The sequence below is a fragment of the Solwaraspora sp. WMMA2080 genome (genome assembly GCF_027497395.1).
Lineage (GTDB): Bacteria > Actinomycetota > Actinomycetes > Mycobacteriales > Micromonosporaceae > Micromonospora_E.
In genome coordinates this window covers 1,378,324-1,397,124 of the sequence record NZ_CP114910.1, presented here as the reverse complement: position 1 = coordinate 1,397,124, position 18,801 = coordinate 1,378,324, and the positions used below count along the sequence as shown (strand labels likewise).

15 protein-coding genes and 1 riboswitch are annotated in these 18,801 nt (G+C 74.0%); of the genes, 8 read left to right on the top strand and 7 right to left on the bottom strand.

All coding sequences use genetic code 11. The features are described from left to right. Nucleotides 1-69: 69 nt before the first annotated feature. On the top strand, nt 70-696 hold the full coding sequence (locus O7543_RS06195) for a hypothetical protein (RefSeq protein WP_281554728.1): 627 nt from the start codon (nt 70-72) through the stop codon (nt 694-696). Here the strand turns inward: O7543_RS06195 and O7543_RS06190 are convergent. Beyond that, nucleotides 662-1,408 carry a DUF2306 domain-containing protein gene (locus O7543_RS06190; protein WP_281554729.1) on the bottom strand — a complete coding sequence of 249 codons (747 nt, stop codon included), beginning with the start codon at nt 1,406-1,408 and terminating at the stop codon, nt 662-664. The two genes, O7543_RS06195 and O7543_RS06190, sit on opposite strands and share 35 nt — an antisense overlap. Nucleotides 1,409-1,539: 131 nt before the next feature. On the opposite strand from O7543_RS06190, the gene O7543_RS06185 reads away from it, so the two are divergent. The 3 genes from O7543_RS06185 to O7543_RS06175 are packed head-to-tail and all read left to right on the top strand — an operon-like array spanning nt 1,540 to nt 4,258. Further along, the gene (locus O7543_RS06185) at nt 1,540-2,706 is read left to right on the top strand and encodes a histidine kinase (protein WP_281554730.1); all 1,167 of its coding nucleotides are present in this window, start codon (nt 1,540-1,542) and stop codon (nt 2,704-2,706) included. After that, nucleotides 2,703-3,377: a response regulator transcription factor gene (locus tag O7543_RS06180; protein WP_281554731.1), complete on the top strand. Its 675-nt coding sequence runs from the start codon at nt 2,703-2,705 to the stop codon at nt 3,375-3,377. The genes O7543_RS06185 and O7543_RS06180 overlap by 4 nt, the downstream gene beginning before the upstream one ends. A gap of 41 nt (nt 3,378-3,418) precedes the next feature. Then, on the top strand, nt 3,419-4,258 hold the full coding sequence (locus O7543_RS06175) for a sugar nucleotide-binding protein (RefSeq protein ID WP_281554732.1): 840 nt from the start codon (nt 3,419-3,421) through the stop codon (nt 4,256-4,258). Nucleotides 4,259-4,400: 142 nt separating this feature from the next. Here the strand turns inward: O7543_RS06175 and O7543_RS06170 are convergent, their stop codons facing one another. Then, complete coding sequence (locus O7543_RS06170; RefSeq protein WP_281554733.1) at nt 4,401-6,314, bottom strand: family 10 glycosylhydrolase; 1,914 nt, start codon at nt 6,312-6,314, stop codon at nt 4,401-4,403. 442 nt (nt 6,315-6,756) lie between these two features. Between O7543_RS06170 and O7543_RS06165 the strand changes: the two genes are divergently transcribed. Further along, nucleotides 6,757-7,377 carry a DUF4352 domain-containing protein gene (locus tag O7543_RS06165; RefSeq protein ID WP_281554734.1) on the top strand — a complete coding sequence of 207 codons (621 nt, stop codon included), beginning with the start codon at nt 6,757-6,759 and terminating at the stop codon, nt 7,375-7,377. 54 nt (nt 7,378-7,431) lie between these two features. Here the strand turns inward: O7543_RS06165 and O7543_RS06160 are convergent, their stop codons facing one another. From O7543_RS06160 to cobN, 4 genes are all read right to left on the bottom strand, one after another. Further along, complete coding sequence (locus O7543_RS06160; protein WP_281554735.1) at nt 7,432-8,670, bottom strand: MFS transporter; 1,239 nt, start codon at nt 8,668-8,670, stop codon at nt 7,432-7,434. A gap of 22 nt (nt 8,671-8,692) precedes the next feature. Continuing rightward, nucleotides 8,693-9,454, bottom strand: a complete 762-nt coding sequence (locus O7543_RS06155) for a lytic polysaccharide monooxygenase (protein ID WP_281554736.1) — start codon at nt 9,452-9,454, stop codon at nt 8,693-8,695. 136 nt (nt 9,455-9,590) lie between these two features. Further along, the gene (locus tag O7543_RS06150) at nt 9,591-10,565 is read right to left on the bottom strand and encodes a pirin family protein (RefSeq protein ID WP_281554737.1); all 975 of its coding nucleotides are present in this window, start codon (nt 10,563-10,565) and stop codon (nt 9,591-9,593) included. Nucleotides 10,566-10,613: 48 nt separating this feature from the next. Further along, on the bottom strand, nt 10,614-14,231 hold the full coding sequence (gene cobN, locus O7543_RS06145) for a cobaltochelatase subunit CobN (protein WP_281554738.1): 3,618 nt from the start codon (nt 14,229-14,231) through the stop codon (nt 10,614-10,616). A 56-nt stretch (nt 14,232-14,287) separates the two neighbouring features. Continuing rightward, nucleotides 14,288-14,416, bottom strand: a riboswitch (cobalamin riboswitch). Between the two features lie 116 nt (nt 14,417-14,532). On the opposite strand from cobN, the gene O7543_RS06140 reads away from it, so the two are divergent. The 3 genes from O7543_RS06140 to O7543_RS06130 are packed head-to-tail and all read left to right on the top strand — an operon-like array spanning nt 14,533 to nt 17,953. Next, the gene (locus tag O7543_RS06140; protein ID WP_281554739.1) at nt 14,533-15,798 is read left to right on the top strand and encodes a precorrin-3B synthase; all 1,266 of its coding nucleotides are present in this window, start codon (nt 14,533-14,535) and stop codon (nt 15,796-15,798) included. Further along, nucleotides 15,795-16,433, top strand: coding sequence for a precorrin-8X methylmutase (locus O7543_RS06135; protein WP_348650080.1), 639 nt, complete (start codon nt 15,795-15,797; stop codon nt 16,431-16,433). Before O7543_RS06140 ends, O7543_RS06135 begins: the two co-directional genes overlap by 4 nt. Continuing rightward, nucleotides 16,430-17,953 carry a precorrin-2 C(20)-methyltransferase gene (locus tag O7543_RS06130; RefSeq protein ID WP_281554741.1) on the top strand — a complete coding sequence of 508 codons (1,524 nt, stop codon included), beginning with the start codon at nt 16,430-16,432 and terminating at the stop codon, nt 17,951-17,953. Before O7543_RS06135 ends, O7543_RS06130 begins: the two co-directional genes overlap by 4 nt. Here the strand turns inward: O7543_RS06130 and O7543_RS06125 are convergent. Continuing rightward, on the bottom strand, nt 17,941-18,738 hold the full coding sequence (locus O7543_RS06125) for a cobalt-precorrin-6A reductase (RefSeq protein WP_281554742.1): 798 nt from the start codon (nt 18,736-18,738) through the stop codon (nt 17,941-17,943). The two genes, O7543_RS06130 and O7543_RS06125, sit on opposite strands and share 13 nt — an antisense overlap. Nucleotides 18,739-18,801: the final 63 nt, after the last annotated feature.

Below are 18,801 nucleotides of genomic sequence, written 5' to 3'. Positions count from 1 at the left end.
TCGTCCTCGCCGCCCGTACCGGTCGGTGGGCTGCGTCCTGCGCAGCGGTGAGACGAGAGGAGCGGACGCATGTACGGGTGGGACGTCAGAAGTGGACGGGCACGCAAGGTGTTCATCGGGGTGGCGGCCGCCGCCCTGCTCGGCGGTGGACTGGCGGTCGGCACCGGGCTGGGCAACGCGGGGGAGAACTGCGCCGGGCTGGACACCGCGCTGCGTAACAATCTCAGCTTCATCGCCGACCAGCGCGCCAACCCGGACGCCCTGTCCGCCGACCGGATCGCCAACCGGCAGGCCGTCGTCGACCTGATCCAGCAGCGGCGGGCCGCCGCCGGCTGCACGGCCGACGTACAGGTCGACGTCCCCGTCGCGGCCCCGGCGACGCCGCAGCCGGCACCCACCGGCGGTACGGGCACCGGTGCCGCGCCGGACACCGGTGCGCCCGCAACCGGTGAGGTCGTCTGCGCGGGATCGACGGTCACCCTGTTCAACGAGGACGCCGCGCCGGCCGCCTCCAGCGGCACCTTCCCCATCGGCACCGTGCTCAAGGTGACCAACCTCGACAACGACCGGAGCATCACCGTCACGGTGACCAGCCCGTCGGCCAGCTGCGTGCTGCTCAACGACGCCGCCTTCGAACAGGTCCGGGAACCGGGCAAGTTCGTCATCCGGCGGGTCGTGGTCGAGCGGATCCGCTGACCCGTACCGTGTCGCGCCGCCGGCGAGAGCCGGCGGCGCGCCGCCGGATCACCCACTCCGCCACCACCACGTTGATCAGCCACCCGGCGGCCATGGTGCCGGTCCGGCCCGACGCCGTCACCGGGCCGACCACGGCCAGCCAGGCCAGCTGGGTGAAGAACTGGGTGCCCGCGCCCATCCCGATCGCGTAACCCCGGATCATCCAGGCCCGGTGCGCGGCGAAGTCACGGCGTCGGACCGCGACGAAGCCGACCACGACGCACGCCGCCATCGCCACGCTCACCACCACCCGGATGGCGACCAGCAGCTCGCTGTCGACCGCCGCCGGCGGCAGGAACAGGGTCAGCCACAGACCGGTCCCGGCGGTGAGCAACCCACAGACCACCAGGACTCGCCCGGCGGCCCGGTGCCAGGCCCGGCGGCGTCGCCGCAGACCCGGCGCGAACTGGAACGCCCCGACGAGGCTGAAGATGGTGACACCGACGATGTGCGTCACCAGCGCCACCGGGGCCGAGGTGACCCGGTCGCCGTCGGGCACGATGGGCGGCCCACCGACCAGCTCGGCCAGTCGCAGGCTGCCGGCGACCACCGGTACGACGGCGAGCAGCACCAGCCCGGTGGGGATCAGCCAGTTGGCGGGAGAGGACCGGCCGGCGACGGTGCGGGCGGTGGACCGGGGCATCGACCGTGGATTCGGTACGGCTGTTGGCATGGATCGATCGTCGCGGCGGCGCGGCGAGCGGTCATCGCCGCGTGGGCCGGCGTCGTCCCCGCCGTTGGACGGGGCAGCTCGTCGTACTTCTGGCCGGTACGCCGTGAACGCCCGCTGCGTATGATCGCGGTGTGCGTGCGCTGCTGCGGTCGGTGTGGGCCGAGCCCGCCGTCGCCGACCCACCGACGCGGGTCTGGCGGGACTGGCTGCTGCTCGGCGCGGTCTGGGTCGCGGCGACCCTCGAAGGGCTGCTGCGCACCGACCTGGTGTCGCCCGCGTACTCGTTGATCGTCGCCCTGGTGTTGGCGCCGACGCTGTGGTGGCGGCGGACCAGGCCGCTGCTGATGGTCGCCGTGGCCTTCCCGGTCACCGCCGTGGCCGCGCTGCTGGCCGGCCACGAACCGGAGCTGGTCACCGGCGTCTACCTGCTGATCCTGCCGTACGCGCTGTACCGCTGGGGTTCCGGCCGGCAGATCATCGCCGGAACGGCGGTCATCCTGGCCAAGATGGGCCTGTCGGCGGCGGTCGGCCACCTCGACCTCGCCGACCTGGTCGGCGGGACGGTGGTGGTGTCCGCCGCGATGGCCGTGGCCACCGCTCTGCGGTACCGGGCCACGCTGTGGGCCCGCGAACTCGACCAGGCCAAGCTGGCCGAACGCGAACGACTCGCCCGCGACCTGCACGACACGGTGGCCCACCACGTGTCGGCGATGGCGATCCGCGCCCAGGCGGGCATCGCGGTGGCACCGACCCGACCGGCGGCGGCCCTCGACGCGCTGGCCGTGATCGAGGCCGAGGCGACCCGCGCCCTGGCCGAGATGCGACTGATGGTGCGCGGCCTGCGCCACGGCGAACCCGCCGGACGCCTGGCCCCGGCGGACCTCACCCCGAACCCCGGCATCGGCGACGTCGCGAGACTCGCCAGTCGGGCGCAGCCCGGACCGGTCGTCGACGTCACCCTGCACGGCGACGTCGACGACGTCCCGTCGACCGTCGCCACCGCGGTCTACCGGCTGGCCCAGGAGTCGGTGACCAACGCCCGACGGCACGCCCGGCACGCCACCCGGATCGAGGTCCGCGTCGACGTCGACGCCGACGCGGTACGGCTGCGGGTCAGCGACGACGGCGACACCAGCGCGGCCCGGCCCGCCGCTACCGGCGGCTTCGGCATCGTCGGCATGACCGAGCGGGCGGCTCTGCTCGGCGGCACCTGCGACGCCGGACCGGACCGCGACCGGGGCTGGACCGTCGCCGTGGCCCTGCCCCGCCAGGCTCCGACCGGTCGGGCCGGGACGTGACCGTCCGGGTGGTCGTCGCCGACGACCAGGAGATCGTGCGGACCGGGCTGACGATGATTCTCGACGCCCAGCCGGGCATCGAGGTCGTCGGCGCTGCGGCCGACGGCAGACGGGCGGTCGACCTCGCCCACCGGTTGCGCCCGGACGTGTGCCTGTTCGACATCCGGATGCCCGATATGGACGGTGTCGAAGCCACCCGTCGCCTCGCCGGCCCCGGCGTCGTCGACCCGCTCGCCGTGGTCGTCATCACCACCTTCGACCTCGACGAGTACGTCTACGCGGCGCTGCGCGCGGGTGCCCGGGGCTTCCTGCTCAAGGACGCCGGCACGGCGCTGCTCACCCAGGCCGTCCGGGCCGCCGCCGCAGGTGACGCGCTGATCGCGCCGGCTGTCACCACCCGGCTGCTCAGCGCCTTCGCCGCTGCCGGTCCGGTGGCACCGGCCCGCCAACCGCTCGACCCGTTGACCGACCGCGAGGAGCAGGTGCTCGTTGCCGTCGCCCGTGGCCGCACCAACACCGAGATCGCCGGCGAGCTTTACATCAGCCTCAGCACGGTCAAGAGCCACCTCGCCGCCCTGATGACCAAGCTCGGCGTCCGCAACCGGGTCGAGGTCGCGATCTGGGCGTACGAGACCGGCCGGGTCCGCGCCGGCCTCGACCGGCCGACGTAGCGCGCGACGCGCAGGCGGACCGCCGGGCCTACCGTGGTCGGGTGAGGCTTCTCGTGGTGGGTGGCAGTGGGCTCCTTGGCAGGGAGATCGTTCGTCAGACGCGGCGCGCCGGGCACCTGGTGGCCGCGACCTTCCACCGCCGTCCGCCCAGCGCTGATCTCGGTGCCGGAGTCGACTGGCACGTGCTCGACATCCGCATCCGTGACGATGTCGCCCGTGTCGCCGCCATGGCCCGGCCCGACGTGATCGTCAACGCCGCCTACCGCCAGAGCGACTGGGCGAGCACTGCCGACGGCGGTGCTCATGTCGCCCTCGCCGCTGCGGCGGTGGCGGCCCGGCTCGTCCACGTCTCCAGCGACGCGGTCTTCGCCGGTGCGGCGGTCGCCTACGACGAGACGTGCCCACCGGACCCGACGACGCCGTACGGTGCGGCCAAGGCCGCGGCTGAGACGGCGGTCGCGGCGATCACCCCCGACGCCGTCATTGCCCGGACGTCACTGATCATCGGGTACGGCGAGTCCGTCCACGAGCGACACGTGCACGCTCTGGCTGCCGGCGTCGGCACCGGTGTGCTGTTCACCGACGACGTGCGGTGCCCGGTGCACGTCGCCGACCTCGCCGCTGCGCTGCGCGAACTCGCCGGGTCGCCGTACTCCGGGATCCACCACGTCGCCGGTCCGGACGCGATCAGCCGGCATCGCCTGGGGGTGCTCATCGCCCGCCGAGACGGCCTCGACCCCACGGCGTTGCCCACCGGCCGACGTGCCGCCAGCGGCGTCCCCGGACCGGCCGAGCTGCGGCTGGACTGCGCCCGGACCCGTGCCCGGCTGACCACCCGGCTACGCGGTGCCCACGAGTTCCTCGCCGCCGCGCGGACCTGACCGCTGCGCGAGCAGGTCCGCCTCGGTCAGCCGGCCGGACAAGCGACCGGCCCCGTGGACGTCGTCCACACTCATCTGCGCCACGAGACCGTGGGCCTCGTGGATGCCTGCCATGCTACGGCGGGCAGTGTAGGACCCCGTGTCAGCCGACCCGGGTCAGGCGTACCGCGTCGGCGACGATGTGGCCGCCGGCCGGTGCCCACCGGCTCACCCCGACCACCGGCCGCCGCCCCGCCGCCAGCGCGAAGACACCCAGCTCCCGCCACCGGCCGCCGCCGGTGCGTTGATCCACCGGCCGGCTGACCAGCCCGGTGGTGGTCTGCACCAGGTGCGGCGCGGCCGGGTGGTAGCCCGACGCCGCCGGATGCCACACGTCGACCCGGTAGCTGCCGGCCGCCGGCACGGTGACGGTGAACCAGGCCGGGTCGCTGACCGGCTGCGGGCTGGTGAACCGGTAGTCGGTGCCGTACCGTCCGGCCGACCAGCTCGACGTGCCCCAGGCGGCGCTGGCGGTGAACCCGTGCGGCGTGCGGTTGTCGACGATCACACTGAACGCGTCGCTGCCGGCGGCCAGCACCCGCGCCGGCCCCGCCGGGCTCTCCCGGTGCTGGCGGTCCAGTGCGGTGACCAGATAGGTGTACGCCGATCCGGGCGCCGCCGTCGCGTCGGTGAAGGAGCCACCAGTGCCGGTGGACCGTACCGTCGCCAGCAGGTGGCGGGCGTCGTCGAACGCGGTCGGGTCGGCCGCGTCGGTGCCGGGGCAGCGGTAGAGCGCGTACGCCGTCGGGACGGCGGCGCCGGTGGCGGCGAGCCAGCCCAGCCTTACCCCGGTCGGGGTGCGGGTCGCGGCGGTGATCGCCGGCGGCGGCGGTGTGCTGCCCGGGGCCGGTACGCCGCCGCGCCCGGCCGCGACCGGCACCAGCGCGGGCCGGGCGTAGTGGTCGGCGACCAGCCGGCTGACCCCGCCGAGCCGGTCGGCGCGCACGTCCTTGCCGCTGAACTGCAGGTCGCCGTGGACCTGCGGGTAGCTGTGGTGCAGCGTCAGGTGCCGGCTCAGCTCGGCCGGGTCCTGCCAGGCCGGGTCCTGCCCGGCGACGCCGACCCGGTAGGTCGACTGCCCGACGAGCAACTCCACACTGGTACCCGAGACCGTCGCCGACCACCAGCGGACCAGCTCGGCGTAGTCGGCGGCCGGGTGGCCGAGGTGCCAGTACAGCTGCGGCGCGATGTAGTCGATCCACTGTTCCCGCACCCAGCGGCGGCTGTCGGCGTGGATCGCGTCGTAGGACTGCAACCCGTTCGTCCGCGAACCGAGCGGGTCGGTGGCGGCGTTGCGCCAGATGCCGAACGGGCTGATACCGAAGCGCACCCACGGCTTGACCGCCCGCAGCCGGTCGCTCGTCTGCGCGACGAGCAGGTCGACGTTGTGCCGGCGCCACGCGGCGAGGCTGTCGAAGCCGGCCCCGTACGCGGCGAAGCTGGCCTGGTCGGCGAAGGTCTGTCCGTCGACCGGGTACGGGTAGAAGTAGTCGTCCCAGTGCAGCGCGTCGATGTCGTAGCGGGCGACCGCGTCGATCATCGCGTCCTGGACGAAGGACCGCACCGCCGGCTGGCCCGGGTCGAAGTAGAGCCGGCCGGCGTACGTGATGACCCATTCCGGGTGGCGGCGGGCCGGGTGGTCGGCGACCAGCCGCGTCGGGTCGGCGTGGTTGGCGACCCGGTACGGGTTGCACCAGGCGTGCAGTTCCAGGTTGCGGGCGTGCGCCTCGGCGACGAGCACGCCCAGCGGGTCGTAGCCGGGGTGGCCGCCCTGCTGCCCGGTGAGCACCGCGGACCACGGCTCGTACGGCGACGGCCAGAGCGCGTCGGCGCTCGGACGCATCTGCACGACGACGGCGTTGCAGCGTAGCCGCCGGGCCAGGTCGAGCCAGTCGCGCAGCTCCGCCTGCTGGGCGTCCGGCGCCAGTCCGGGCCGGCTCGGCCAGTCCAGGTTGGCGACCGTGGCCAGCCAGAAGCCCCGGAACTGCCGCTTCGGCGGAGGACCTGCTGCTGACATGGCCGCAAGGGTGGCGCACATACCGTTATCGCACCGTCGCGCCTGCGGCACCGGTCGGTCAACAGATCGTGTGCATCATAGCCGTTTGGGTAGTGGGCGTTTCGCCGTCAGGGTGGCTGATCCCGCCTACCCGTCGCCGCGTCTGCGCTGGTGGGAGGGCATTCAGCGAGCGATAGTGGATCTTGTTGGAGCCGGCCGGCCCATGCGAGCGTCATCGCCGATCACCGATAGTGAGCCGGTGACTTACCCGCCTTCGAACCCGCCTGGTGGATACGGCAACCCGAACCCGGGGCCGTACCCGCCTGTTCCCCTGCCGCCTGGTGGCTACCCGCCGGGGGCCCACCACCCCGGGACCGCACCCCCGTACGGCGTTCCCGTGCAGCCGGTGCCACCGGGCCGGGGCAAACTGACGCCGCTCGGGATCGTCGGGATCATCGCTGCCGTGGTCGTCCTGTTCTGCTGCGGTGGCGGCGCGCTCATCGGCGCGTTCAACGGGTCCACCGACGAGACGACGTCGACTGCCCGCAGCGGGACCGAGCAACAGGTGGAGTCGGCTGCCGAGGGTGAGGTGTCTCAGGACGGGACCGATACGGCAGTCGCGCCTGCGGACGGCGGCGAGCCTGACGCCCCTGCCGAGGAAGCGCCCCCTCCTGCTCCGGCAGCGGAGCCGGGGATCGGCGACCCGGTCCGCGATGGCAAGTTCGAGTTCGTTGTCAACAAGATCGAATGCGGCAAGTCCAAGGTCGGTAGCGGGTTCTTCACCGAGACCGCGCAGGGACAGTACTGCCTGGTGACAATGCTTGTCACCAATATCGGCGACGAGGCCCGGACCTTCCACGACGGTAGCCAGCGCGCCTTCGACAAGGACGGCCGGCGGTTCGAGGCGGACACTTCCGCCGGGCTCGCGGTCAACCAGGATGCCGAGTCCTTCCTGACCGAGATCAACCCCGGGAACCAGGTGACCGCCATCGTCGCCTTCGACGTGCCGAAGGGCGTCGACCTCGTCTCTCTGGAACTGCATGACTCGATGTTCTCCGGCGGCGTCACCGTGCGCCTCAACTGACTGTCGGTCCGGAACCGGGTCGGGCACGTCGCCGGCAGTAGAATGATCCGGTGATCAGGCTGGCTGCACCAGTGGTGCGTCGCCCCGGGTGGCCAGCCACCAGCCGGCGGTGGCGACCACGGCGACCAGCCCGGCGAAGCCGAACGGGGCGGCCAGCCCGACCCCGGCGGCCAGCGCGCCACCGAGCAGTGCACCACCGCCGGCGGCACCGTAGATCAGCGTCTTGGACGCCGCCGTCACCCGCCCCAGCAGTCCGTCCGGTACGGTGCGCTGCCGTAGTGCCGCCGCGCAGATGTTCAGCACCGCGAACGCGCCGCTGGACACCACGGTCACCATCACCGCCACCCAGATCTGCGGTACGGCGATGAGCAGCGCCGGCACCCCGGCGGTGACCGCCAGGGAGACCGCCAACACCAGCCGGTGCCGGCGGCCGGCGACCAGCCGGTCGGCCAGGAACGCCCCGGCCAGCCCGCCACCTGCCCCGGCGGACAGCAGCAGGCCGTAGCCGAGCGCGCCGACACCGAGCACGTCCCGGGCGTACAGCAGGAAGATCGCGAACCAGGCGGCGTCGGCGGCGGCGACCGCCGCGACCACCAGCGCCAGGGCGCGCAGCGTCCGGTGGCGGGCCAGCCAGCCCAGCCCGGCCCGGACGCTCGGGCCGACCGTCGCGGCGGCGGTCGCGGCGGCGGTCGCGGCGGCAGCCGTGGCCGTGGGAGTACGGGCCAGGCTCAGCGGCAGCGACAGCACCAGCATCACGGCGAGCGCCAGGCTGGCCCCGTTGGCCGCGAACGGTACGGCCGCGCCGACGACGAACAGCGCGGCACCGACCGGTGGGCCGACGAACTCGTTGCCGACGATGGTGCCGGCGGTGAGCCGGCCGTTGGCCCGCTCCAGCGCGGCCGGCGGCACCAGTTTCGGCACCGCCACCTGACCGGCGGTGTCCCGTACCGCCTCGCCGACGCCGAGACCGAACGCGCAGACGGCGACGAGGGCGATGGTGGCGGTGCCGGTGGCCACCGTCGCCACCAGGGCCACCAGCAGCAGGGCGCGTACCGTGTCGGCGGCGGCGAGCAGCGTACGCGGCGCGACCCGGTCGGCAAGCGTGCCGGCGGCCAGCCCGGCGACGAGCCACGGCAGGGTCTGCGCGGTGGCGACGACGGCCAGCCCGAGCGGGTCCCCGGTCAGCGACAGGGCCAGCAGCGGGAGGGCGGCGAGGCGGATCCCGTCACCGTTGTTGGCGAGGGTGGCGGCGCTCCAGAACCGCCAGAACGGTCGACCGAGCGGTTGCGACATGTGTACATCATGCACCGACCGGTCAGAGCCGTTGCCACAGTGCCGGCACGTTCGGCGGTTCCCAGCCGACGAGGGCGGTGTGTGCCTGCCGGCACCGGTAGTCGACGCCGGCGTAGCTGACGACGGCACCGACCTGGTACGCAGTGCCGGCGGCCCAGGTGCCACCGGGCTGACCGGGTGACGCGGTGGGCGTTGGCGTCGGGGGCGCGGTGGTCGGCGGCGGTGGCGTCGGAGTGGGTGACGGCGGGGGTGGGGTCGGCGACGGGCCCGGACCTCCACCGATCTGGACGTCCACGCAGGAGTAGAAGGCGTTCGTGGTGTCGGCGACATTCCAGATCGCCAGCACTTTGTGCCGGCCGGTGCGGCCACCGAGGTGCACGGTGTGCGACACGGTGGCGTTGGGCTGCCGGCCGCCGTCGTCGAACACGGCGATCCGGGTGCTGCCGACGAAGTACTCCCAGGTGCTGGTGGCATGCCGGGCGGTCAGCGTCCAGGTGAAGGTGACCGCCCCGCCGACCGTGGTGGCCGGCCAGTTGACGCTGTCGTCGTCGAGAATGGCGAACCGGCTCACCCCGCCGTGGCAGGTGCGCTGCCCCTTGGGGCCTTCGACGCTCTGCGGCTCCCACACGATCGGGCCGCAGTTGGCGACCCGGCCCTGCGCGCACATCGCCTGTCGGCTGGGCGGGTAGGAGACGTAGCCGTGGGCGCTGGCCGGCGTGGCGACCAGCAGGGTGCCGAGGATGGTGCCGGTGGCGAGCAGGGGCAGGAGAAGTCGTCGTTGCATGGGGCGCTCCGCACGTCGTGGGTGGCGGTGGGGGCGGCCGGCCGTTGCCGACGAAGTTAGCGTAAAGACAGTTAACAGTAAAGATTGTGAACGAAGAATTTCGATACGTCGACGCCCGTGAGTCGCCGTGCGACGGTCAGCCGACGGTGCGACCGTGCCGGTCGCGGGCCTTGATCCGGGTGATCGGCATCTCCGGTGCCGGTAGCGGGGCGTCCACACAACCGGTCACCGTGCCGAACCGGTGGCCGGCCGCCCAGTCGTCGCGGGCCGCCACCAGCTCCTCGTGGCTGCGGGCGACGAAATTCCACCACATGACGAGCGGCTCCTCGAACGGCTCACCGCCGAGCAGGAACAGCCGGGCATCACCGTCGGCGGCGGTCACTGTCGACGCCGACCGACCCTCACCCAGATAGAGCAGCCCACCCTGGGCCAGCTCCACCCCGTCGACCCGGGCCGTGCCGGACATCGCCAGCAGGGCGTACTCGAAATCGTCGCGCAGCGTCAGCTCGACGGGCGCGGGGCTGCCGATGTCGATCTGTGCTCCGACGATCGGGCTGGCCATCCGGGCCGGGGACCGGACGCCGGCGTACTCGCCGACCACCACGGTGAGCCCCGCGTCGCCGGCACCGACCCGCGGCAGCGCGGCGTAGTGCTCGAACCGCGGCTCCCCGTGCCTGGCCGACTCCGGCAACGCCACCCACAGCTGCAGCCCGTGCATCACCGGCGGATGCGCCGGCGGCGACTGCTCCGAGTGGGCGATCCCGTGTCCGGCGGTCATCAGGTTGAGCTGCCCCGGCACGATCGACTGCATACTGCCCAGGCTGTCCCGGTGCAGGATCTCCCCGTCGACCAGCCAGGTCACCGTCTGCAGCCCGGTGTGCGGGTGCGGCGGAATCTGCATGCCGGGCCGCCCGGCCACGTCGTCGGGCCCGAAGTGGTCGACGAAACACCAGGCACCGACCATCCGCCGGGGTCGCTGCGGCAGCAGCCGCCGGACCGTCGTGTAGCGGCCCAACGGTACATCGTGGCCGGGTAGCAGGACGCTTTCCGGCTGCGCACCGGCGACCGTGGTCCCGTCGTACCGGATGCTTCCCGACGCCGCCGCACTCATGCCTCGACCCTACGCGGGATGCCGCCGGGCCGCCGCCGGGATGCGCGGTCACCCGGCGCGGTCCTCCAGGTCGCCCTCGGTCCGCAGGAACACCTCCCGCAGCCCGTCCAGCACCGCCGGGTCGGGGTACTCCCACAGTTTGCGGTCGGCCGCCTCCAGCAGCCGCTCGGTGATGCCGTGCAACGCCCACGGGTTCGACTCGGTCAGGAACCGCTGATTGACCTCGTCGAGCACGTACGTCTCGGCCAGTTTGTCGTACATCCAGTCGGCTACCACCCCGGCGGTGGCGTCGTAGCCGAACAGGTAGTCGACGGTGGCGGCCAGCTCGAACGCCCCCTTGTAGCCGTGCCGGCGCATCGCCGCCAGCCAGCGCGGGTTCACCACCCGGGCCCGGAAGATGCGAGCGGTCTCCTCGTGCAGGGCGCGGGTGCGCACCGCCTCCGGCCGGGTGCTGTCGCCGACGTAGGCAGCCGGGGCCGACCCGGTCAACGCCCGGACGGTGGCGATCATGCCGCCGTGGTACTGGAAGTAGTCGTCGGAGTCGGCGATGTCGTGTTCGCGGGTGTCGATGTTCTTCGCCGCGACCGCGATCCGCCGGTACGCCGACTCCATCTGGTCGCGGGCCGGCGCGCCGTCGAGGTCCCGGCCGTAGGCGTAGCCGCCCCACACCGCGTACACCTCGGCCAGGTCGGCGTCGTCGCGCCAGTTGCGGCTGTCGATCAGCTGCAGCAGCCCGGCACCGTACGTGCCCGGCTTGGAGCCGAAGATCCGCATGGTGGCCCGCCGGGTGTCGCCGTGGGCGGCCAGGTCGGCGCGGGCGTGCGCGGCGACGAAGTTCACCTCGTCGGGCTCGTCGAGGGCCGCGACCAGTCGGACCGCGTCGTCCAACATGGCCACCACATGCGGGAACGCGTCGCGGAAGAAGCCCGAGATCCGCACCGTCACGTCGATGCGCGGCCGGCCCAGCTCCTCGGCCGGGACCACCGTGACGCCGGTCACCCGCCGCGACGCCTCGTCCCACACCGGCCGGACGCCGAGCAGCGCCAGCACTTCGGCGATGTCGTCACCGGCGGTCCGCATCGCAGACGTGCCCCACACCGACAGTCCCACCGAGCGAGGCCAGTCGCCGGCGTCGGCCCGGTAGCGGGCCAGCAGCGACTCCGCCATCGCCTGCCCGGTCTCCCAGGCCAGCCGGCTCGGCACCGCCTTCGGGTCCACCGAGTAGAAGTTGCGCCCGGTCGGTAGCACGTTGATCAATCCACGCAACGGCGACCCGCTCGGCCCGGCCGGCACGTACCCGCCGGCCAGCGCGTGCGCGACGTGGGCCAGCTCGTCGGTGGTGCGGGCCAGCCGGGGGACCACCTCGGTCGCCGCGAAGTCCAGAATCCGGGTGACCAGCGCGGCCCGTCCGTCGGCGCCGAGCACGCGCTTGGCGACCTCGGCGACGGCGTCCGACCGCCAGCCGTGCTCCTCCATCGCCGCGACCAGCTCCCGGGCGGTCGCCTCGGCCGCGTCGGTGTCGTCACGGTCGGTGCCGGACTCGTCCAGGCCCAGCGCCTCCCGCAGGCCGGGCAGCGCGGCCACCTGCCCGGCCCACATCTGCCGGGCCCGCAGCATCGCCAGCACCAGGTCGACCCGGGCCGCGCCGACCGGCGCCGACCCGAGCACGTGCAGCCCGTCACGGATCTGCACGTCCTTGATCTCGCAGAGCCAGCCGTCGACGTGCAGCAGGAAGTCGTCGAACTCGGCGTCGTGCGGCCGGTCGTTCAGACCGAGGTCGTGGTCGAGCCGGGCGGCCTGGATCAGCGTCCAGATCTGCGCCCGGATCGCCGGCAGTTTGGCCGGGTCCAGTGTGGCGATGTTCGCGTGCTCGTCGAGCAGCTGCTCCAGCCGGGCGATGTCGCCGTAACTGTCCGCCCGGGCCATCGGCGGCACCAGGTGGTCGATCAGGGTGGCGTGTGCCCGGCGTTTGGCCTGGGTGCCCTCGCCGGGGTCGTTGACCAGGAACGGGTAGATCAGCGGCAGGTCGCCGAGGGCGGCGTCCGGCCCGCAGTCGGCGCTGAGTCCGACCGTCTTGCCCGGTAGCCACTCCAGGTTGCCGTGCTTGCCGACGTGCACCACGGCGTGCGCGCCGAAGCTGTGCTCCAGCCACCGGTACGCGGCCAGGTAGTGGTGACTCGGCGGCAGGTCCGGGTCGTGGTAGATGGCCACCGGGTTGGCCCCGAAGCCGCGCGGCGGCTGCACCAGCAGCACGATGTTGCCGGTACGCAGCGCGGCCAGCACGATCTCGCCGTCCGGATCCCGGGACCGGTCGACGTACAGCTCGCCCGGCGGCGGACCCCAGTGCCGTTCGACCTGTTCCCGTAGCTCGGTCGGGAACTCGGCGTACCAGCGACGGTAGTCGGCGGCCGGGATGCGCACCGGGTTGCCGGCCAGCTGCTCCTCGGTGAGCCAGTCCGGGTCCTGCCCGCCGGCGGCGATCAGCGCGTGCATCAACGCGTCGCCGCCGCCGTCGGCCAGCCCCGGCAGCGCGTCGGGGCCGTCGGGCGGCCCCACGTCGTAGCCGGCGTCGCGCAACGTCGACAGCAGCGCCAGCACACTGGCGGGGGTGTCGAGCCCGACCGCGTTGCCGATCCGGGCGTGCTTGGTCGGGTACGCCGACAGCAGCACCGCGATCCGTTTGTCGCCCGCCGCGATGTGCCGCAGCGCGCCGTGGCGGACGGCGATCCCGGCCACCCGGGCGGCCCGCTGCGGGTCGGCGACGTAGACCGACAGCCCGTCGGCGTCGATCTCCTTGAACGAGAACGGCACGGTGATCAGCCGGCCGTCGAACTCGGGGATGGCCACCTGGGTGGCGGCGTCCAACGGGGACAACCCGTCGTCGGTGGCCGCCCAGGTCTGGCGGGAGCTGGTCAGGCAGAGTCCCTGCAGGATCGGCACGTCCAGTTCGGCGAGCGCGCCGACGTCCCAGGCGTCGTCGTCGCCCCCGGCGGAGGCGGTCGCCGGCCGGGTTCCGCCAGCGGCCAGCACCGTCACCACCAGGGCGTCGGCCTGGCGCAGGGTGGCCAGCAGCTGCGGGTCGGGCGAGCGCAGCGAGGCGCAGTAGACCGGCAGCGCCCGACCGCCGACGGCGTCGACCGCGTCGCACAGGGCGTGCACGAAGCCGGTGTTGCCGGCCAGGTGGTGGGCCCGGTAGTAGAGCACCGCCACGGTCGGCTGGCCCGGTCCGGTCGGCACGTTCGGGCGTTCCAGTACGCCCCACTCCGGGGCCGGCCGCGGCGCGGCGAAGCCGTGCCCGGTGAGCAGCACCGTGTCGGACAGGAATCGGTGCAGTTCGGCCAGATTGGCCGGGCCGCCGTGGGCCAGATAGGCGTGGGCCTCGGCGGCCACCCCGGCCGGTACGGTGGACAGCTCCATCAGGGCGGCGTCGGGTGCCTGTTCGCCGCTGAGTACCACCACTGGGCGTCCGTCGGTCAGCAGCGCGTCCAGTCCGTCCGGCCAGGCCCGGCGGCCGCCGAGCAGCCGGACCACCACGAGGTCGACGTCGGCAAGCAGGGGCGTGAGGTCGTCGACCGACAGCCGGGCCGGGTTCGCCAGGCGCCAGTCGGCACCGCTGGCCCGTCCACTCAGCAGATCAGTATCTGAAGTGGACAGAAGTAGCATCATCGGACGCCTGGTCCTCCCTCGGGGTCCGCGCCCCGGGTCGTCGGTCGCGGCGACCGGAGTCTCCTGGCTCCCGGATCGAGGCTCGCCCCGGCCTTCCCGCCCCGTGGATCGGGGCCGTGGCCGTCGGTGGGGTCCGCTCCCCGGTGACAGTGGCGGGACCGCGCCGGAATCACACCGGCTTCCTCCACTTGCCGCCGCAGTTGGCTACCGACCACTGTCACGACCCGGGGACGTTTCGTCAAGGTGTGATCTATTCGCCGCGAGGGCGTCGCCTCCCGTGGCAGCCCGTAGTATCCGCCGCGTGTCCGCCTCGCCGCTGCCGCCCGTCCGGGGCGGCCCCGATGCCTGCCCCGGCACGCTGGCGCTGCATCCGGCCGCCGACGGGCACCTCGCCCGGGTCCGCTGCCCCGGTGGGCTGCTAGCCGCCGGCCAGCTGACCGTACTGGCCGCCGCCGCCCGTGACCTCGGTGACGGACACCTGGAGCTGACCAGCCGGGCCAACGTACAACTGCGGGGGGTGGCCGCCGACGCCGCCGGGGTGCTCGCCGGCCGGCTGAGCGCGGCCGGGCTGCTGCCCGCACCCGGACACGACCGGGCCCGCAACATCCTCGGCTCCCCACTGGCCGGTGTGGACAGTGTGCCTCGGTGGGACGTCGCGGCGCAGGTCCGCGCCCTCGACGCGGCGATCTGCGCACAGCCACAGCTGACCCGCCTCTCCGGCCGGTTCCTGTTCGCCGTCGACGACGGTCGGGGCGCCACCGTCGCGGCGCGCCCCGACGTGGGCCTGCTGCCCGGGTCGGACGGCCGGGTCGGTATCCGGCTCGCCGGGGTCGACCACGGCCTACGGACCACGCCGACCGACGCGGTCCGGGTGGCGGTCGCCGCCGCCCGGATCTTCCTCGCCGACGAACGTGCCGTGGCCGGCACCATCTGGCGCATCGGCGACCTCGCCGCCGCCGAACTGGCACGGTTCGTCGCGGCGCTCGCCACCACGCCGGGCGTCCACCGGGTCGCGGCCGACCCGCCGACCGCACCGCGACGGTCCGGCGTACCGCCGGTGGGCGTGCTGCGCCGCCCCGACGGCGACCAGGCACTCGTGCTCGCCGTACCGCTGGGTCAGCTCACCGCCGCGCAGGCCGACCTGCTCGCCGCCGCCGCACCGCAGGCGCGGATCACCCCGTGGCGGACCGTGGTGCTGCCTCGGCTCACCGACGCACCCGGCTGGGCGCGCCGGCTGCACCGTGCGGGTCTCGACACCGACCCCGGGTCGCCGTGGCTCGGCGTCACCGCCTGCGCGGGCCGTCCCGGCTGTGCCCGGTCGCGGGCCGACGTACGGGCCGACGCGGCGGCGACGCACGCCGGCCGGCCGGCCGCGGCCAGTGGGGCGCACTTGCCGGTGCACTGGATCGGCTGTGAGCGCGGCTGCGGCACCCCAGCGGGACCGGCGCTGCGGGTCCTCGCCACCGGCGACGGCTACCAGGTGAGCGCGCCCGGCCGCCCCGCCGTCCACGTCCTACCAGGGGCGGCGCTGGCCGCCGCCGTCCGCACCGCACGCGAGGAGCCGTGATGGACCACGTCCGCGACGGGGCCGAGATCTACCGGCAGTCGTTCGCCACCATCCGCGCCGAGGCCGACCTGAGCCGGCTCACCGCCGAACAGGCCCGGGTCGCCGTCCGGATGATCCACGCCTGCGGGATGGTCGACCTGGTCGACGACCTGGTCTTCTCGCCGCAGGTGGTGGTGGCGGCCCGGGCCGCGCTGCGCGCCGGCGCGCCGATCCTCTGCGACGCCACGATGGTGGCCGCCGGGGTCACCCGACGCCGGCTGCCGGCCGCCAACCCGGTGCTGTGCACCCTGTCCGATCCCCGGGTGCCTGAGCTGGCCGATCGGCTGGGCACCACCCGCAGCGCTGCGGCCGTCGAACTGTGGGGCGACCGCCTCGACGGCGCGGTGGTCGCCGTCGGCAACGCACCGACCGCGTTGTTCCGACTGTTGGAGCTGGTCGACGCCGGTGCCGGCCGGCCGGCGGCGGTGCTCGGCGTACCGGTCGGCTTCATCGGCGCCGCCGAGTCCAAGCAGGCTTTGATCGACCATGGCGGACTGGAACACCTGGCGGTCCGGGGACGACGCGGCGGCAGCGCGATGGCCGCCGCCGCACTCAACGCGATCGCCAGCGACGACGAGGGACAGGTGGGCAGATGAACGCGCGTCGCGGCGGCCCGGGTCGGCTGTACGGCGTCGGCCTCGGCCCCGGTGACCCGGAACTGGTCACCGTGAAGGCGGCCCGGCTGATCACCGCCGCCGATGTGATCGTGCACCACAGTGCCCGGCACGGCCGCAGCGTCGCCCGGTCCATCGCTGAGCCGTACCTGCGCGCCGGACAGATCGAGGAGGCGCTGGTCTACCCGGTGACCACCGAACGCAGCACCCACCCCGGCGGATACCGGGCGGCAATGGACGAGTTCTACGCCGACTGCGCGCGACGGCTGGCCGCCCACCTCGACGCCGGTCGGACCGTGGTCGTGCTCGCCGAGGGCGATCCGCTGTTCTACGGCTCCTACATGCACCTGCACAAGCGGTTGGCGCACCGCTACCCGACCGAGGTGGTGCCCGGGGTCACCTCGATGAGCGGGGCAGCCGCCGCACTCGGCCGGCCGCTGGTCGAGGCCGACGAGGTGCTGACCGTCCTGCCCGGCACCCTGTCCGGTGCGGAGCTGACCCGACGGTTGGCCGACACCGACGCCGCCGCCGTACTCAAGCTGGGTCGGACCTTCCCGGCCGTCCGCGACGCGTTGACCGTCGCCGGCCGCCTCGACGACGCCTGGTACGTCGAGCGGGCCAGCACCGGCGGGCAACGCGTCGCGCCGCTGGCCGACGTCGACCCGGCGACCGTGCCGTACTTCTCTCTGGCGTTGCTGGCCAGCCGTCGCGGTGGCACTGTCGCGGCGAGCGCCGCCGACCCTGCTCGGTCCGGCGGGGGAGAGGTGGTGGTGGTCGGCCTCGGCCCGGCCGGCCGGGACTGGATCACCCCGCAGGCGCAGGCCGCCCTCGCGGCCGCCGACGACCTGGTCGGCTACGGACCGTACCTGGACCGGGTGCCGGCCAACCCCCGGCAACGCCGGCACCCGTCGGACAACCAGGTCGAGGCGCAGCGCGCCGCCCACGCGCTGCGGTTGGCGGCCGACGGAGCCCGGGTCGCGGTGGTCTCCTCCGGTGATCCCGGGGTGTTCGCGATGGCCACGGCGGTGCTGGAGGTCGCCGCCGAGCCCCGCTGGAAGGACGTGCCGGTCCGGGTGCTGCCCGGGGTGACCGCCGCCCAGGCGGTGGCCAGCCGGGTGGGGGCACCACTCGGGCACGACTACTGCGTGCTGTCCCTGTCGGACCGGCTCAAGCCCTGGCCGGTGATCGAACGGCGGCTGCTCGCCGCCGCCCGCGCCGACCTGGTGATCGCGATCTACAACCCGGCGTCGCGCAGCCGGACCTGGCAGCTGGCCAGGGCCCGGGACCTGCTGCTGGAGCACCGGTCGGCACACACCCCGGTGGTGGTGGGCCGCGACGTCGGCGGTCCGGGTGAACGCGTCGACGTGGTGGCGTTGGCCGACCTGGATCCGGCCATGGTCGACATGCGGACCCTGCTGATCGTCGGCTCGTCGGCGACCCAGGTCAGCCACGACGGCGCCGGGCCGCCGGTGGTGTTCACCCCACGGCGCTACCCGGGCTGAGCGCCCGCCGCCGCGCCCAGCCCGATCAGCCAGGTAAGGGCGGCGCCGACGTCGTTGACCGTCGGCACGGGTGGCGCGGCGGCCCGGTCGACCATCAGCACCGGGAGTCCGAGCTCGCGCGCGGCGACCAGTTTGGCGGACGTCTCGTCGCCGCCGCTGTCCTTGGTCACCAGTACGTCGATGGCGTGCGCGCGCATCAGCGCCCGCTCGCCGTCCACGGTGTACGGGCCGCGGTCGAGCAGCAGCACCCGGTCGGCGGGCAGCGGCGGCTGCGGTGGGTCCACCGTACGGATCAGGAAGAAGATCCCGGCCAGCGGCGCGAAAGCGGCCAGACTCTGCCGACCGGTGGTGAGCATCGCCCGGGTGCCCAACCGGGGCAGGGCGGCGGCGGCCGCGCCCAGGTCCGGCACCCGGTGCCAGACGTCGCCCGCACCGGCGACCCAGCCGGGCCGGCGCAGCACCAGCAGCGGCGTACCGGCCAGCGCGCAGGCCCGCACCGCCGAGGCGGAGATCCGGGTGGCGAACGGGTGGGTGGCGTCGACCACCGCGCCGATGCGCTCGTCCCGCAGCCAGCTAGCCAGCCCGTCCGGTCCGCCGAAACCACCGACGCGGGTCTCGCCGTGCGGCAGCCGGGGCCGGGCCACCCGGCCGGCAAGCGAGGTGACCACCCGCGCCGCCGGGTCGGCCGCCAACGCGGCGGCGAGCTGACGAGCCTGGGCGGTGCCGCCGAGAATGAGCACCCGTGGTCCGCCGTCCGGGCTGGGGCCGGTGCGGTCACCGGTCATCGGATTCCTAATGAGTTCTGGGAGTGAGCCATCCGGCAAACTCCTGGTGGGTAGGTAGCCGCC